This window comes from Pseudomonas sp. PDM24, assembly GCF_019218905.1.
GTDB lineage: Bacteria > Pseudomonadota > Gammaproteobacteria > Pseudomonadales > Pseudomonadaceae > Aquipseudomonas.
Window position 1 is genome coordinate 34138 of record NZ_JAHUWR010000003.1, and the last position, 15749, is coordinate 49886.

Below are 15749 nucleotides of genomic sequence, written 5' to 3' on the forward strand. Positions count from 1 at the left end.
GCGCGTAGAGCAAGAACAAAAGATCGCAGGTATTTCGAACATTCATTCTGAGCGATGCCGAGCCCGGTAAGGATGGCGCCTGAGGCTTAAGTTCCATATAGCCTGATACAAGGCTCTTATTCCATTAAATAATTACATTTTGTTTTTATAGTGCGTTTCAATCTATGAGCTGAAGTTGATACAGAAACGCCCCTTCAAATTTGTTCAGGAGCCATGATGTCCGATCCAAAACCTCTGTTGTTTGCACTCTACGAACAAGCCAGTGTGGGCTGTGGAGGTGCGCCGAGTCTCTGGACGCATCCGGCTGACGAGCGCCTGGCAATCAACTCGTTGGGCTACTGGTCGAACCTGGCGCGCATTGCCGACCAGGCCAACCTCGACATGCTGTTCTTCGGCGACGTGCTGGGTTTCTACGACGTCTTTGGTGGCAATGCCGATGCCGCGATGAAATGGGCTGTGGAAGCTCCGGCCAATGATCCGTTGATGATCATTCCCGCCTTGGCCGCGGTCACCGAAAACCTTGCGTTCGGCGTCACGGTTACCACCAGCTATGAACACCCCTTCTCCCACGCTCGGCGTTTCAGCACCCTGGACCACCTCACCAATGGCCGGGTGGGGTGGAACATCGTGACCTCTTATCTGTCCAGCGCCGCGCGTAACTTCGGCCTTGAACAGATGATCAAACACGATGACCGCTACGAACGCGCCGAAGAATTTCTCGATGTGGTGTACAAGCTGTGGGAAGGCAGTTGGGCCGACGATGCGGTGGTCGCGGACAAAGCTCATCAGCTGTATGCCCGGGGTGATCGGGTACGGCCGATTAACCACGTGGGCGAGCACTATCGAGTCGCCGGGCCGCACCTCACCTCACCGTCGCCGCAGCGCACACCGCTACTGATCCAGGCCGGCTGGTCGGGTCGCGGTCGCGAGTTCGCCGCCAAGCACGCCGAGCTGATCTTCATTGCCAAATCCAACCCTCAGGAAATCCGTCAGGGCCTGGAGGACATATGGGCCAAGGCCCAGGCTCTCGGTCGCCAGCGTGAGGATGTGAAGTCCCTGACCGTATTGCGCATCGTCACCGCCAAAACCGAAATTGAAGCCCAGCGCAAATATGACGCATTGCAAAGCAACTACCATCTTCAGGCGCAACTGGTCAGTTATGCGGGCGACACGGGCATCGATATCAGTCGTTATGCCGACAGCGATGCATTGTCGACCCACACCGAAGGGCTGACGTCCTATGTCATGCACCCCGATGGCAGTGGTAAGCCGTTGACCGCCGGGGATGTGAAGCAACGTTTTGCCAAAGTCACCCGCGGCAGCGACCTGATCCTGGTGGGTACCCCACAACAGGTAGCCGACCGGATCGAAGAACACGCACGCATTTCCGGCACCAGCGGCTACATGATCAATCCGTTGATCAGCCCTGGCACACTTGAAGATTTCGTGGAGTTGATCATTCCCGAATTACAGAAGCGCGGCCTCTACAGGACCCAGCCGCAAAGCGGTACCTTCAGGTCCAGGTTAAGGGAAGATGGCAGCAGCCATTTACCCGACTCGGCTTATGGCGCTTCATTCCGCTTCGGCAAGGCGCTTTAGCCCGAAGGCGACTGCTCAAGCGTTATCAAGCAGTCGCCGAACGTTCGAGGAAAACGTCGCGGGGCATCAGCGTTTACAACGTAAGAAACAGCGCCGAGGTCCAGACTCGGGATTGATCGCGCTGCCGGGCGCAGATGAACAATGGATGCTCACGGCCCGGCTGCAAATTCAGCTGCGCCAACTCGATCTTCCCTTGCAGCTCACGGGGCCAAAAGGATTTGACCTCAGTCGGATGCCAGCCTGCCTGATCCAGGGCCTCTTGCGCCGCCACCAAGGCGAACTCGATGAAGCGATCCAATTTCTTGCGGTCCTTGGGGGCGATGAAGCGCTCCGGCAACGGCATCGTCTTCCAGCGTCGGCACCTGGCCGCCGACCGCGACGCCGGTGCCCTCGGCGAATACTTCGGGCAGGCTACGAATGCCGGAACGTCCGGCCAGCAGCCGTTTCCAGACTTCCTCTACGCCACAACCCAGGTGACCGACGACGCCGACGCCCGTGACTACGATGCGCGTTTGACCTGCTGGAGTACTCATGGAAAACCTCTTCATTTCTGTAGACGCTCACTGGAGCGGCAAGTGATCGATCGCTTATGCCAGCTCTACTGTTTCAGTTTGCACGGCCTTGACCGGACGGATCTTGAACCAGATGGAATACATCGCCGGCAGGAACACCAGCGTCATGATGGTTCCGACAAACGTGCCGCCGATCAGGGTGTAGGCCAGCGTTCCCCAGAAAACCGAATGGGTCAGCGGGATAAACGCCAGGATCGCCGCCAGGGCCGTCAGCAGCACCGGACGCGCCCGTTGCACGGTGGCTTCGATGACAGCGTGGAACGGGTCCAGCCCCTCCGCTGCGTTCTGATGGATCTGCCCTATCAGGATCAGCGTGTTGCGCATCAGAATCCCCGACAGCGCGATCAGCCCCACCAGGGCATTGATACCGAACGGCTGATGGAAAATCAGCAGCGTCGGCACCACGCCGATCAACCCCAGCGGCGCGGTGAAGAAGACCATGATCATGGCCGAGATCGAACGCACCTGGACGATGATGATCAGCAGCGTCAGGGCCACCATGATCGGCACCAGTGGCACGATGGCCTGGCCGGCTTTGCCGGATTCCTCGATGGCCCCCGCCTGCTCGATCCGATAGCCATCGGGCAACGTGTCGATGATCGGTTGCAGCTGCTTGATGACGGCTGTCGATACATCCGGCGGTTGCAGGCCTTCGGCGATGTCGCCGCGCACCGTTATGGTCGCAGTCCGGTCACGCCGGCGAAGGATCGGATCCTCCATGCGCACGTCCACCTCGCCGACCTGGGACAAGGGGATACGCTGCCCCGCCGCACCCACCAGGGTAAAACCTTCGATCCGGCCCGGATCAAGGCGGATATCGCCGGCGGCGCGTCCCACCACCTGCACCGAACGGATGTCCTCGCGAACCGCCGTGATCGGCACCCCGGCCAGCAGGAATTGCAGTTGCTGGGCAACGGCACTGGAGGTCAGCCCTACCGCCTGCAAGCGGTCCTGATCCAGATTGAAATGCAGCGTCGGCGTCAGCGAGCCCCAGTCGGTATTGACGGTCCTCATCATCGGGCTGGCTTGCATGACGTCCTGTACGCGAGCTGCGATCTCCCGCAGTTTCGACGGGTCAGGCCCCATCACTCGGTAAGCCACCGGGAATGGTGAATACGGACCGAAGACGATCTGCGTTGCCCTGACCCGGGCCTCCGGAGCGAGCCCTTCGGCGACCGCTTCGCGCAGACGGAGCTTGAGGGTTTCCCGTGCTTCCTGGTTATCTGTCAGCACGACGATCTTGGCAAACGATGGATCCGGCAGTTCCGGCGCGATTGCCAGGAAAAAGCGCGGCGCGCCCTGCCCGATGTAAGCCGTGATGATTTTGGCTTCCGCCTGTTTTTGCAGCCACGCCTCGACCTTGGCGGTGGTGGCGCTGGTCTGCTCGATGGAGGTGCCATAGGGCATCTGCACTTCAATCATCACCTCGGGGCGATCCGAGGTGGGGAAGAACTGTTTCTTCACCAGGCCCATGCCCAGGATGGCCACGACAAACAACGTGATAACCGTGCCGGCCACCAGCCATTTGCGCGCGATCACCCGCGTCAGGATCCGACGGAAGCGGTTGTAGCGCGGAGTGTCGTAGATGGCGGCATGCCCGCCTTCGACCTTCTTGATGTTCGGCAACATTTTCACCCCCAGGTAAGGGGTGAATGCCACCGCGACCACCCAAGAGGCGATCAGGGCGATGCCGACGATCCAGAACATGTTGCTGGTGTACTCGCCGGCGGTGGACTGGGCGAAGCCGTTGGGCATGAAGCCGATCGCCGTCACCAGCGTACCGGACAGCATCGGTGCGGCCGTGTGGCTCCAGGCATACGCGGAGGCCTTGATCCGGTCGTAGCCCTCCTCCATTTTCACCACCATCATTTCAATGGCGATGATGGCGTCGTCCACCAGCAGCCCGAGGGCCAGGATCAACGAACCCAGGGTGATCCGGTCAAAGTTTTTCCCGGTGGCTGCCATTACCACAAACACGATGGCCAGGGTCAACGGCACAGCCGCCGCGACCACGATCCCGACATGCCAGCCCATGCTGATAAAGCAGACGACCATCACCACCAGCAAGGCGACGAAGAACTTGATCATAAACTCGTCAACCGCCGAATTGATGTTCACCGCTTGGTCAGTCACTTTGGTCAGTGTCATGCCCAGCGGCATGCCTTCATTGATCTTGCTTGTTTCTGCATCGAGCGCCTTGCCCAGGTCAAGGCCGTTCCAGCCTTCGCGCATGATCACGCCCAGCAACAACGCCTCTTCGCCGTTGTTGCGCACCAGGAAGGTGGCCGGATCCTCATAGCCGCGCTCAACCGTCGCCACGTCCGAGAGCTTCAAGGTGCGGCCCTGGATGGCCAGCGGCGTGTCTCGGATCTTCTCCAACTTGTCGAAGGCGCCGTCCACCCGCAGGAAGACCTGTGGTCCATTGGTTTCGATGGAACCGGCGGGTGTGAGCACGTTCTGGCTGTTCAGTGCGGCGAAAATGTCCTGAGGGGAAACGCCCAGGGTCGCCAGCCGGTCGTGGGAAAAAGAGATGAAAATGCGCTCGGCCTGCTCGCCGATGATGTTGACCTTTTTCACCCCTGCCACGTGCAACAGGCGCTGGCGCAAGACCTCGGCATCACGCACCAACAACCGCTGCGGCTCGCCCTTGGCCTTGAGGGCAAAAAGCGCGAATGTCACGTCCGAGTACTCGTCGTTGACCAATGGCCCGATCACACCCGCCGGCAACTTAGTGGCTTCGTCGTCAAGCTTCTTGCGCGCCTGATAAAACTCTTCCTGCACCTGGGAAGGCGGCGTGCGGTCCAGCAGCGAGACCATGGTGAAAGCCAGACCGGGACGGGTGTAGGTTTCCGTGCGGTCATACCATTTCAATTCTTGCAGGCGTTTCTCCAGGGGCTCGGCCACCTGGTCCTGCATCTCCTGCGCCGTCGCGCCCGGCCAGGCCGTGATGACGGTCAGTTGTTTGACCGTGAACGGCGGATCCTCCGCGCGGCCCAGCTTGAAGAAGGCCAAGGTCCCGGCGACAGCAATCAGAAAAATCAGAAACACCGTGATGGAGCGCTCGCGTACAGCGAGGGCCGAAAGATTGAGGCTCATTGGCGGCTCCCGGCGACCTTCACATCGTTTTGTGGAAGCAGCCTGACTGACTCGCCTTCACGCAGCAGATGTGCGCCCAGGCCGATGATCTGTTCGCCGACGTTGAGGCGACCTGTGACGCGCGCAGCGTCGTCGCTCAAGCCCAGGACCTGCACCGCACGCCAGGTGACTTTTGCCGGTTCGCCGTCGATGGCCCACACGCCGGTGCCATTGCCCGGGTCGTACAACGCAGCAATCGGCACCTGCACCACCTGCCCCTGGGTCGCGCCTTCGGCGATACGCAGTGTGACGGTCGAGCCCAGCGGTGCGTTGGCCAGGGCGCCTTCCAGCACATAGCGCGCTTCAAAGGTGCGGGTCACCCGGTCAGCCGAATCGGAAAGCAACCTCAGTTTCGCGGTGACGGCCCCGCTGGTGCTGCCGTACAGCGTCGCCTGCGCGCTGGACCCGACGGCTGGCCGCAGGGTCTCGGGCAGTTGCACGACGGCTTCGCGCTGCCCGGCTCGCGCCAGTCGAACCACGGGTTGCCCGGGGCTGACGACCTGCCCCGGCTCGGCCAGCGTGTCCATCACCACGCCGTCGGCGTCGGCGAGGAGCACCGCGTAGCCGGATGCATTGCGGGCCACATCAGCTTGCGCCTCGGCAGCGCTGAGTTGGGCCTTGGCGGTATCGGCTGCGGCTTTGATCTGGTCGTAGCCCGACGCCGAAATCGCCCCGGCGGCCACCAGCTCGCGATACCGCGCCTCGTCATCCGCAGTCTGCTTGGCCCGGGCGCGGGCGGCCGTGACGGCTTCTTGCTGGGCTCGCGCCTGCAATCCCAGGTCGATCGGGTCCAGGCGCATCAAAGGCTGGCCCTTTTTAACGGTCTGGCCGGCATCCACCACCCGCTCCAGCACCTTGCCGGAAACGCGAAAGCCCAGGTCGCTCTGGACCCGCGCCGCCACAACACCGGTGAAAGAGCGAGCGCTGGCGGACGCCCCCTGCACTTGCGCGACCCTCACCAAAGGGGCAAGCGTGCGCGGATCGATGGCAGTGGATGAGTCGCCACACGCCGTAAGGACGAGAGGCAACAAGCAAGCGGCCAGGGTGAAAGGTCGGAGCCGGAGCATAGGTTCCCTTTATTGAGCAGAGGACTGGGAGCCCATTCTTACGCTCGTGACCAATACTGTCAACGGTCACCAATCTAATTTTGTTTTCAGTCAGCTTGATGTCCGGATAATCTTCAGTAAACAGGAGGCCTGAGATCCATACAGTAGTATTCATCACCAATTGACAGCTTGTGACCATACGATAGTATGGTCACCAATGTCGATCCCGAGGAAACCTTGATGTCACCCCTCCGCCCCATTGTTTTATTAGTAGGCGCCAGCTTGATGGCCGGCTGCGCGGTCGGTCCGGACTACCAGCGCCCGGACGCTGCGCTTTCGGATCGTTTCCTGGGCCAGTCTTCTATCGAGCAAAGGAGCGGCGCATCACAGGCCAGCCTCACAACCTGGTGGGAGGGTTTTGGCGACCCGGTGTTGAGCGATTTCATCGCCAAGGCCCTGGAACAGAACCTCGACCTTGTCCAGGCATCAGCGCGCGTTGCCCAGGCCCGAGCCGGCCTTGGCGCGGCCAATGCCGCCCTGCTGCCCTCGGGAAATATCAGTGGCCAGGCCGCACGCGCCTATCAATCCGTCGAGACGCCGCTGGGCCAGGTGCTCGATTCGACGCCCGGCTTTGATCGGTACGGAAACGCCTACGAGCTGGACCTAGGCGCGAGCTGGGAACTGGATGTCTTTGGTGGCCTGCGACGCGGACGCGAAGCCGCACTAGCTGAGTACCAAGCCTCCGAGGCCGGTGCCGCCGCCACGAGACTGGCCGTCGCCGCGCAGACTGCTGACACCTACATCACCCTGCGCGGCTTGCAGGCGCGGCTGGACATTGCGAACCGCCAGGTCAAGACCCAGCAGGACTTGCTGGAGAAAGTCCAGCTGCTCTACAGCAAAGGCCTCGCCGCCAGCTATCAGGTCCGCCAGACCGAGGGCGCGCTTGCTCAGGTCCAGGCAACGGTGCCAGTCCTGCAGACCGGCCTGGATGCCGCCATGAATGCATTGGATGTCATGCTCGGCACACCGCCGGGCACCCATCGCCAGCAACTGGCCGGGACCGGCAGCATTCCGCTGCCTCCACAAATTACCGGGATGGGGACGCCGGCTGACCTATTGCGCCGCCGGCCGGACCTCATCGTCGCCGAGCGCCGCCTCGCTTCCTCCAATGCCCGCATCGGCGAGGCCATTGCCGAGTACTACCCGAAATTTTCCCTCAGTGCGTTGCTCGGCAGTGCCACCGCCGTATCGGCCGGGCACCTGTTCTCAGGCGGCGCCAGCCAGGCGTCGGGCGCGCTGGGTCTGCGCTGGAGGCTGTTCGACTTTGGCCGGATCAACGCCCAGATCGACCAGGCCAAGGGACAGGAAGCTGAAGCGCTGGCCGCCTATCGTCAATCTGCGCTACGGGCCACCGAGGATGTCGAGAACGCGTTCTCCGCCCTAGTGAACCGAGAATCCCAGGCCACCACGCTCACCGCAGGCGAAGCGTCATTGAGCGAGGCGCGCCAGTCGTCCTTTATTGCTTATCAGAAAGGTACGGCCAGCCTGATCGACGTCCTCAACACCGACGAGACGCTGCTCCAGGCATCCGATGCCCGGGCACAAGCACGGACCGAATCGGCGCGCGCAGCGGTCGCGGCATTCAAGGCCCTCGGTGGCGGCTGGCAAGCGCCGCAGCCACCACAGCCTGTAGCGAGCCGATGACCGGACATGAACACCAGCCGTTCACTTGGCCCCAATCGCGAGCCTGCTCGCGACGGGGCGATCACCGTCACTGTTGTTTTCAATCTTTAAAACCGGAGTCCAGCAACATGAAAATCAACGAGAATTCCTGGGTGCTCATCACGGGCGCTTCCAGCGGCTTTGGCGAGGAGTTCGCCCGGCAATACGCAGCACAGGGAAAGTCCCTCGTTCTAGTAGCCCGCAGGCTGGACAGGCTTGAAGCGCTGTCGGCCCAGCTGCGCGAGCGCTTCGGCATTGAGGTCATCGTCGAGCAGGTAGACCTGTCTTCGATCCCGGCGATTATCGAGCTACACGAACGGCTGACCCGGCGCCGCATTGCGATTGATGTGCTCATCAACAACGCCGGCCATGGATTGCAGGGCCCTTTCCTGGATCATTCCCTTGACCAGTCCCTGGCAATGATCGATCTAGACATCGCTGGCCTGACCACCATGACTCGTCTCTTCGCCGCAGACATGCGCCCCCGGCATCGCGGGCACATCCTGCACATCGCAAGCCTGCTGTCTTACCAAGGCGTGAAGAATTTCGCGGTCTATTCAGCGGCTAAGGCCTACGTGCTTCGCTTCTCCGAGGCGCTGCATCAGGAACTCAAGGGCGATGGTGTCGTCGTGACCGCACTGTGCCCGGGCCTGTCCGACACCGGGTTTGTCCAAAGCGCCAGTCAGAAACTTACCCCAGCGCTGAAAATGGTGATGATGCAACCTCAACCGGTGGTTCGCGCCGGCATCCGCGCGCTGCAAGCCGGACGCATGAGTGTAGTACCCGGTTTCGGCAACAAGGCGCTCACGGTGTTGACCTGGGCCACGCCACGCTGGCTGCACCAACGTCTGATGGCGAATGTCATGGGTGCATGAGCGGGATATTGCAAGGGACCGGGAGCCGCACAAGCTCCCGGCACACGGCATGTCGCGTTAGAAGCGATAGCTGATTGAGGTACCGAAACCGCTGGCACTGTTGCGGTATTTGGAACTGTACGCACCACGGGTCGCAGAGGTTTCGTTGACCCGCACGCTCTCTTCCTGCAAGTAGGAATAAGCCAGGTCGATCGTTACATCCTGTACCGGCGTCCAGCCGGCACCGAAGCTGAGCACTGTGCGGTCACCAGTTGGAATCCGAGGCCCACGGTTGGTGTTGTTGGCCGGCGACTGATCGACCGACAAGCCTGCGCGCAGCACCCACTGATCACTCAGCTTATACGCCGCGCCGATTGCATGGCCCCAGGTGTCATGCCAGTTCTGTTCTTCTCTGACAGTACCCAGCGCGCCGCTCAGCAGCGCAGGCAAGCCTGAGTTCTCAATGGTCAGCTCCTTGAAGCGACTCCAGCGTGTCCAGGTGCTTCCCAGATAAAGGGTCCAGTCATCATTGAGCTGATGGGTGAGCGAGAGATCAACCGACTCCGGAAGGTCCACATCCAGCGACGCGTCATAGCTACGCCCGCTGACCCCCACTACACTGAAAATCCCGCCAGTGAGCTTGGACTTGGCGTCCAGGTGATAACTGACCTTGGAGTGATAAGTCAGCCCCAGGCGGGTCTGGTCCGTGGCCTGCACCAGGATGCCGGCATTGAAGCCGAGCGCCGTGTCATCGCCGTTGCTTTTCAGCTTCCCATCGTTGCTGCCGGGGCTCAGAGGATTGGGCACCATCCCGGAGATCTCACCGCTGATCCGGTTGATGGTCGGACCGAACCCAATCGACACCTTGTCGTTGAAGGCATAGCTGACGGTGGGCTGGAAGGTCAGCGTCGTCACTTCGCTTTTGTTGCCGTAGTAACGCCCGGCAAAGTCGCTGCCGTAATCGGTGATCAGACCAAACGGCACATAAAAGCCAACGCCGACGGCCCAGTGCTCATCCACCGGCTTGACGTAGTAACCCATCGGCACCGTGGTGGTCGGCACCATGTCACCGTCTTCCTGGCCGCCGAAAGTGCTGCGTGTCTGGCTGATATCGCTCTTGGCAAACAGCGTCGCAGCGCCGAGGCTGACCTGCTCTTTCTTCAAGCGAGACATGCCCGCCGGATTGCCGAAGACGGTGCTCGCATCTTCAGCCGAGGAGGAGCGGCCGGCGAATCCCGACCCCATCCCGCTGATGCTTTGTTCGTTCAGCGCAAAGCCGCTGGCAAACACTTGGGATGATGCAAGCGCAACGGCGAGACTCACGGGGGTCTTGAGCAAGATTCTTTTCATTATTAGGACTCGAGGAACAATTGCAGAGGTGGTGGAACAGTTTGTTTTTGTACTAGGCAAAAATCGCCACGGTCTGGCGCGCCCAAAGCACCCGCCGACCGCTTTCGTCCCAGATCTCCATATCCTGTAACGAGTAGCCCTCCAAGGCCTGTTGGCTGAAGGAACTGATGAGAAACCATTCGCCGGCCACGGCGGGCTGCGGCAGATCGATTGTCCAGGAAGCCGAGCTGATGGCGGCAGGTTCTATAAAGGACGTCATAGCGGCAGGCGGCAGACTGTCAGCGAGGGCGATCAGGGCCACCGCCGGGTCAACCCCCTGGGCATCGAGGTGACGGACCCACATCAGCAACTCGGGATTTTCCGCACCGGATACCGGCAGTGAGCCGCCCGCGGGACGCATCTCGAAGTTGAACGCGCAGGCAGGCGCAAAGCTGTTGTCCAGCTCCAGCGTGCTGTACCGCGACGGCCCCTCTACCAACGGGCATCCCCACGCCTCATGGGTAATTTTGCTGGCTCGTGGTTGAGCGAACAGCAAGGTCGTGCGCAACGCCAGTTCATCGCCCGACTTGCAGTCGACCGATACCGAAGTCACGGATCGCCCTTGGCGCAACACGCTTGTATTGAACACCTGGGGCTGCGTGACCGGACCTATGAATGACACTTGCGCCGACTTGAATGGAGGAAAGCCCTGCGGGCGCTCGCGCAGAACCGCCTCCAACGACAACGCCGCCGACAGGCCGCCAAAAATCGTCCGGCCCTGCTGCCAATTGGGCGGAGAAACAAACGGCACGCCCGGATCAAATTGCGCCAGCACCTGAGCAAAGCTCGTCATATCAACGCCCACCCTGTGCACTGAACGCGTACTCGAAGACGGAATCGGAATGGAATGGAATCGGAAAAATGTCGATGCCGACGCATGTTCATGGCAATCCCTCAAAAGCCGATGCGCCATATTTATTCATGTGACCTTTTGTGTCAATAGTCACAATTTGAGCAAATGGAAACTAGAAGGTCAGATGCAAACCAAATGCAAAAAAGTTATTTAGATTGGTGTGGCTGCATCACTGCAGCCACACTCAGGGCATAAGGCTACGCAGGATGAGGTTCGAGGTAAGCGTCGGCGCGACCTCGACGTGATCAAGGCTATGCTGGAGCAACAGAGGATTGACGAAAGGCCGAAGGGTCAGGTGTATCGCTTCTACGGTTTCATCCAGGGGAGTCTTGCGCTCAAACTCTCCACTTTCGCGCCCTTCGCGCACAACCTGCACTACAAACTGCTTGATCCGTGCGTCATACACCAGCGAGCTGGGCCAACGCTCCGAGGCGGCGAATGCAGCGATATCATAGAGCTTGCGGTCGTTGAAAAACAGGTCCAAGCCCGTAGTGATAAGCGTCTTGACCAAGCGACGAAAGCGTTCCGTCGAAGAAATCCCCTCTTCGCTGATAGCCTGCTCCACGGCTGCGACGATTTGTGCCAAGCAGCTTGAGCAAATAGCCTCACCAATCGCTTGCTTGGAATCGAAGAACTTGTAGATGTAAGCCTTGGAAAACCCGATGGCTTTGGCCAAGTCGGAAACCGTGGTTTTGCTGTAACCGTATTGGCTGAAGTGCTCATTGGCCGCCGCGACAATCTGGTCTCGAATGTCGTGATCAGCTGGGCCCCGGGCGCCGGGCGAAGAAATTGGTGGATGGTTCATTCCTGTAGCTTACGCACCCCAAAGGTGGTTGACAACTTGTGACTTATTTATAGCATAGTCACACGCCACCATGCCAGACGTAAGCATGCCCCCCTTACCATGGTCTTGCTGTGTGGGCATATGGATAGGGTACACCACCGCTGGCCGTCACATTGAGCGTGAGGCCGTCACTGCCACAGAGCATGTAGTCAATACTAGTGATTTGGGCGTGCCGAATCGACATTTCTGAGAGCGCCATCGCGAACTCCTGAACAGAGTCAGGACCGGACACTCATCTCGCTACACAAACTGCTCCAGCAGCAAACCAACTCCGTACGCATCAGAATCCCGGACTTAACCCTGGACTTAATCCTGGACTTAAACGCACTGGATGGTGCTGGATTTCAGTGGTTCCCGCCGGAACGAAAAAAGGACCCGAAGGTCCTGATTTCAATCGCTTACAGAATTCAGTGGAACTCTGTAGCGCAATATTTGGAGCGGGAAACGAGACTCGAACTCGCGACCCCGACCTTGGCAAGGTCGTGCTCTACCAACTGAGCTATTCCCGCGTCTTGGTGAGGCGCATTCTATAGAATCCACATCCCCCGTCAACCCCTTGATTCAAAAAAAGTTTATTTCTTTTCCACGTCCGTCTTCAGATGCGGCCAGGCAGCCCGCAAGTATTGGACCATGGACCACAACGTCAGGCCAGCGGACACCAACAACAAGGCATAACCCATCAGAACCCAGAAGCTGAAGTCCGAAGGATTGGCCAGCAGGATCACCAGCGCCAGCATCTGTGCGGCGGTTTTCCATTTGCCCAGGTTCGACACCGCTACATGGGCGCGGGCACCGAGTTCGGCCATCCACTCGCGCAGTGCCGAGACAACAATTTCGCGACCGATGATAACGGCGGCCGGTAGCGTGAGCCACAGGTTGCCATGCTCTTGCACCAGCAGAACCAGCGCAACGGCGACCATCAGCTTGTCTGCAACAGGATCGAGGAAGGCCCCGAAAGGAGTGCTTTGTTCCAGACGACGGGCAAGATACCCGTCGAGCCAGTCGGTCGCGGCGGCAAAGGCGAAGACCGAGGCAGACGCCAGATAGCTCCAGTGGTAAGGCAAGTAAAACAGCAAAATGAAGATCGGGATGAGCAGGACGCGTAGAACGGTAATCAGATTAGGGATATTCATCGGCACAACTGGCTACGAGGTGAGTTGGGCATTCTACTCGCTGTGCAGATTTGCATAAATCAACTCTGCGAGCTTTTTGCTGATTCCGGGTGCTTTGGCGATCTCTTCGATGCTGGCACGAGACAGCTCCTGCAATCCACCAAAATGTTTTAACAAATCGCGCCGACGTGTCGGTCCGACACCTGCAACGCCCTCAAGTGTAGACGTGCGGCGAGTTTTGCCACGACGTGCGCGATGCCCCGTAATGGCAAAACGGTGCGCTTCGTCGCGTATCTGCTGGATCAAATGCAGCGCGGGGGAATCGCCGCGCAAGGTGAATTCATGGGCCGCGTCGTTGAGGTACAGGGTTTCAAAACCGGCCTTGCGCGTCGCGCCCTTGGCCACACCCAAGAGAATCAGGTCTGGCACGGCCAATTCGTTAAGCACGTCACGGGCCATGGATAGCTGGCCTTTGCCACCGTCGACCAGCAGGATGTCCGGCAACTTGCCCTCGCCTTCCTTCAATTTACTGAAGCGCCGGGTCAAGGCCTGGTGCATCGCGGCATAGTCATCGCCCGGGGTAACGCCTTCAATGTTATAGCGGCGGTAGTCGGACTTGATCGGGCCTTCCGGGCCGAACACTACGCAGGACGCCACAGTGGCCTCGCCGCTGGAATGGCTGATGTCGTAGCACTCAAGACGTTGCGGTGGCTCGTCCAGTTTCAGCACTTCGGCCAAGGCATCGAAACGGGCCGCAACGTGTTGCCGGTTAGCCAAACGTGCGCCCAGCGCTTGCTCGGCATTGGTGACCGCCAATTGCTGCCAGCGCGCCCGGGTGCCGCGTACTCGATGGCTGATGGTCAATTCACGACCGCGCAGCTCTTCGATGGCTGCAATCAGGGTCGGAAAATCTTCGTGAACCACGTTGACGATCAGCTCGCTCGGCAAGTCCCGTTCTGGACTGCTGATGAAGTATTGGCCAAGAAACGCTGCCATGACTTCAGAAACGTCTTCCTCAATACCCACCTGCGGAAAGAAGTTCTTGCTCCCCAACACCCGACCACCGCGCACGCTGATCAAGTGCACGCAGGCGCCACCTGGGTTGACGAACGCCGCAATCACATCGACATCGCCTGTCCCGCCTTCCATGCTCTGCTGGTCCTGGACCCGACGCAGCAATGAGATCTGGTCACGCAGCTCGGCGGCGCGCTCGAATTCGAGGTTGACCGCCGCCTCCTCCATGGCCGCAGACAACTCGTCCGCCAGAGCGTTGCTGCGCCCTTCAAGAAACATCACCGAGTGGCGTACATCTTCGGCATACACCTCGGGCTCCACCAGCCCCACACACGGCGCCTTGCAGCGTTTGATCTGGTATTGCAGACAAGGTCGAGCCCGGTTCTTGTAAAAGCTGTCTTCACACTGACGAACGAAAAACGCCTTTTGCAGCAGGCTCAGGCTTTCGCGAATCGCACCCGCGCTGGGATAAGGGCCGAAATATTTGCCCTTGGCCTTTTTCGCCCCGCGATGAATGCTCAAGCGTGGGAACTGGCCATCCGAGAGAAAGACATAAGGGTAGGATTTGTCGTCGCGCAGCAGGATATTGTACGGCGGACGCCATTCCTTGATGAGCGTCTGCTCAAGCAGCAAGGCCTCGGTTTCGTTGGCCGTGATGGTGGTTTCGACTTGGGCAATACGGCCTACCAGCGCAGCAGTCTTGGGGGCAAGACCAGCTTTGCGAAAGTAACTCGCCAAACGCTTCTTGAGATTTTTCGCTTTGCCTACATAGAGCAGGCGCGCATCGCTGTCGAACATGCGATAGACGCCCGGCCGACCACTGACTGTCGACAGAAAAGCACTTGGATCGAAGATTTCAGTCATTTTCAGAGGCTGGCATCAACCATGCCGTGACGAACCGCCAGCAGCGTCAATTCGACATCGCTGCTGATCGAAAGCTTCTCGAAAATACGGTAACGGTAGGTATTCACTGTTTTGGGCGACAGGCACAGTTTGTCGGAAATGATCTGCACCTTCTGACAACCGACAATCATCAACGCAATCTGGATTTCCCGCTCCGACAAGGCATCGAAGGGCGAATCATTGGTTGGCTGGAACGACTTGATCGCCAGTTGCTGGGCAATTTGCGGGCTGATATAGCGTTGCCCGGCAAACACCAGGCGGATGGCCTGAACCATTTCCGGCAATCCGGCGCCCTTGGTCAGGTAACCTGCGGCACCTGCCTGTAACAACCGGGTGGGAAACGGATCTTCTTCGCACACGGTGACCGCGACGACTTTGATGTCCGGATGACTGCGCAGTAATTTGCGCGTGGCTTCGAGACCGCCGATCCCGGGCATCTTGACGTCCATCAGCACCACATCGGGTTTCAACTCACGCGCTTTGAGCAGGGATTCCTCCCCTGACTCGGCCTGACCGACTACTTGCAGGCCATCGATGTCAGCCAGCATTCGTGTAATGCCTGTACGAACGAGATCATGGTCATCGACTACTAGCACCCTAATCAAGCAGACACCTCGCGAATTGGTCTTATTGGGTTGTCGGACACCTTAGCAAAAAGCAACTGGCAGACCTAGCGGAAAGCAGCATATAAAAAGTGTCAAATCTT

General features: G+C 59.5%; 11 protein-coding genes, 1 tRNA gene and 1 pseudogene. 3 read left to right on the top strand and 10 right to left on the bottom strand.

Annotated features, from left to right (window positions below; genetic code table 11):
• Nucleotides 1–216: 216 nt before the first annotated feature.
• On the top strand, nt 217–1599 hold the full coding sequence (locus KW837_RS11875; protein WP_008073806.1) for an LLM class flavin-dependent oxidoreductase: 1383 nt from the start codon (nt 217–219) through the stop codon (nt 1597–1599).
• A 223-nt stretch (nt 1600–1822) separates the two neighbouring features.
• Here the strand turns inward: KW837_RS11875 and KW837_RS11880 are convergent.
• The 3 genes and pseudogenes from KW837_RS11880 to KW837_RS11890 all read right to left on the bottom strand — a co-directional run.
• Nucleotides 1823–2132 (bottom strand): annotated as a pseudogene (locus tag KW837_RS11880) (beta-ketoacyl synthase N-terminal-like domain-containing protein); the annotation flags it as partial.
• A 54-nt stretch (nt 2133–2186) separates the two neighbouring features.
• A complete protein-coding gene (locus KW837_RS11885; RefSeq protein ID WP_218395904.1) occupies nt 2187–5267 on the bottom strand; it encodes an efflux RND transporter permease subunit in 3081 nt (1026 codons plus the stop codon).
• Nucleotides 5264–6373, bottom strand: a complete 1110-nt coding sequence (locus tag KW837_RS11890; RefSeq protein ID WP_192343770.1) for an efflux RND transporter periplasmic adaptor subunit — start codon at nt 6371–6373, stop codon at nt 5264–5266. The genes KW837_RS11885 and KW837_RS11890 overlap by 4 nt, the downstream gene beginning before the upstream one ends.
• 219 nt (nt 6374–6592) lie before the next feature.
• On the opposite strand from KW837_RS11890, the gene KW837_RS11895 reads away from it, so the two are divergent.
• Nucleotides 6593–8056 (top strand): efflux transporter outer membrane subunit, encoded by a 1464-nt coding sequence (locus KW837_RS11895; protein WP_218396724.1) that lies wholly within the window; start codon nt 6593–6595, stop codon nt 8054–8056.
• 107 nt (nt 8057–8163) lie between these two features.
• A complete protein-coding gene (locus KW837_RS11900; protein ID WP_218395906.1) occupies nt 8164–8949 on the top strand; it encodes an SDR family oxidoreductase in 786 nt (261 codons plus the stop codon).
• 57 nt (nt 8950–9006) lie between these two features.
• Here KW837_RS11900 and KW837_RS11905 read toward each other — a convergent pair whose 3' ends face one another.
• From KW837_RS11905 to uvrY, 7 genes are all read right to left on the bottom strand, one after another.
• On the bottom strand, nt 9007–10278 hold the full coding sequence (locus KW837_RS11905) for an OmpP1/FadL family transporter (RefSeq protein WP_218395909.1): 1272 nt from the start codon (nt 10276–10278) through the stop codon (nt 9007–9009).
• Nucleotides 10279–10330: 52 nt separating this feature from the next.
• Nucleotides 10331–11110, bottom strand: a complete 780-nt coding sequence (locus KW837_RS11910; protein ID WP_218395911.1) for a thioesterase family protein — start codon at nt 11108–11110, stop codon at nt 10331–10333.
• A 244-nt stretch (nt 11111–11354) separates the two neighbouring features.
• Nucleotides 11355–11975, bottom strand: coding sequence for a TetR/AcrR family transcriptional regulator (locus tag KW837_RS11915; RefSeq protein ID WP_123494982.1), 621 nt, complete (start codon nt 11973–11975; stop codon nt 11355–11357).
• Between the two features lie 472 nt (nt 11976–12447).
• Nucleotides 12448–12523 (bottom strand) — tRNA-Gly (locus KW837_RS11920).
• A gap of 63 nt (nt 12524–12586) precedes the next feature.
• Complete coding sequence (gene pgsA / locus KW837_RS11925) at nt 12587–13147, bottom strand: CDP-diacylglycerol--glycerol-3-phosphate 3-phosphatidyltransferase (RefSeq protein WP_008066866.1); 561 nt, start codon at nt 13145–13147, stop codon at nt 12587–12589.
• Nucleotides 13148–13180: 33 nt separating this feature from the next.
• Nucleotides 13181–15004, bottom strand: a complete 1824-nt coding sequence (uvrC, locus tag KW837_RS11930) for an excinuclease ABC subunit UvrC (protein ID WP_038982984.1) — start codon at nt 15002–15004, stop codon at nt 13181–13183.
• A gap of 2 nt (nt 15005–15006) precedes the next feature.
• The gene (uvrY, locus tag KW837_RS11935; RefSeq protein ID WP_008015884.1) at nt 15007–15648 is read right to left on the bottom strand and encodes a UvrY/SirA/GacA family response regulator transcription factor; all 642 of its coding nucleotides are present in this window, start codon (nt 15646–15648) and stop codon (nt 15007–15009) included.
• Between the last annotated feature and the right edge of the window lie 101 nt (nt 15649–15749).

Coding starts and splice junctions, on each gene's coding strand:
- KW837_RS11875 (WP_008073806.1), top strand. CDS start 217: ATGTCCGATCCAAAACCTCTGTTGTTTGCACTCTACGAACAAGCCAGT.
- KW837_RS11885 (WP_218395904.1), bottom strand. CDS start 5,267: ATGAGCCTCAATCTTTCGGCCCTCGCTGTACGCGAGCGCTCCATCACG.
- KW837_RS11890 (WP_192343770.1), bottom strand. CDS start 6,373: ATGCTCCGGCTCCGACCTTTCACCCTGGCCGCTTGCTTGTTGCCTCTC.
- KW837_RS11895 (WP_218396724.1), top strand. CDS start 6,593: ATGTCACCCCTCCGCCCCATTGTTTTATTAGTAGGCGCCAGCTTGATG.
- KW837_RS11900 (WP_218395906.1), top strand. CDS start 8,164: ATGAAAATCAACGAGAATTCCTGGGTGCTCATCACGGGCGCTTCCAGC.
- KW837_RS11905 (WP_218395909.1), bottom strand. CDS start 10,278: ATGAAAAGAATCTTGCTCAAGACCCCCGTGAGTCTCGCCGTTGCGCTT.
- KW837_RS11910 (WP_218395911.1), bottom strand. CDS start 11,110: ATGACGAGCTTTGCTCAGGTGCTGGCGCAATTTGATCCGGGCGTGCCG.
- KW837_RS11915 (WP_123494982.1), bottom strand. CDS start 11,975: ATGAACCATCCACCAATTTCTTCGCCCGGCGCCCGGGGCCCAGCTGAT.
- pgsA (WP_008066866.1), bottom strand. CDS start 13,147: ATGAATATCCCTAATCTGATTACCGTTCTACGCGTCCTGCTCATCCCG.
- uvrC (WP_038982984.1), bottom strand. CDS start 15,004: ATGACTGAAATCTTCGATCCAAGTGCTTTTCTGTCGACAGTCAGTGGT.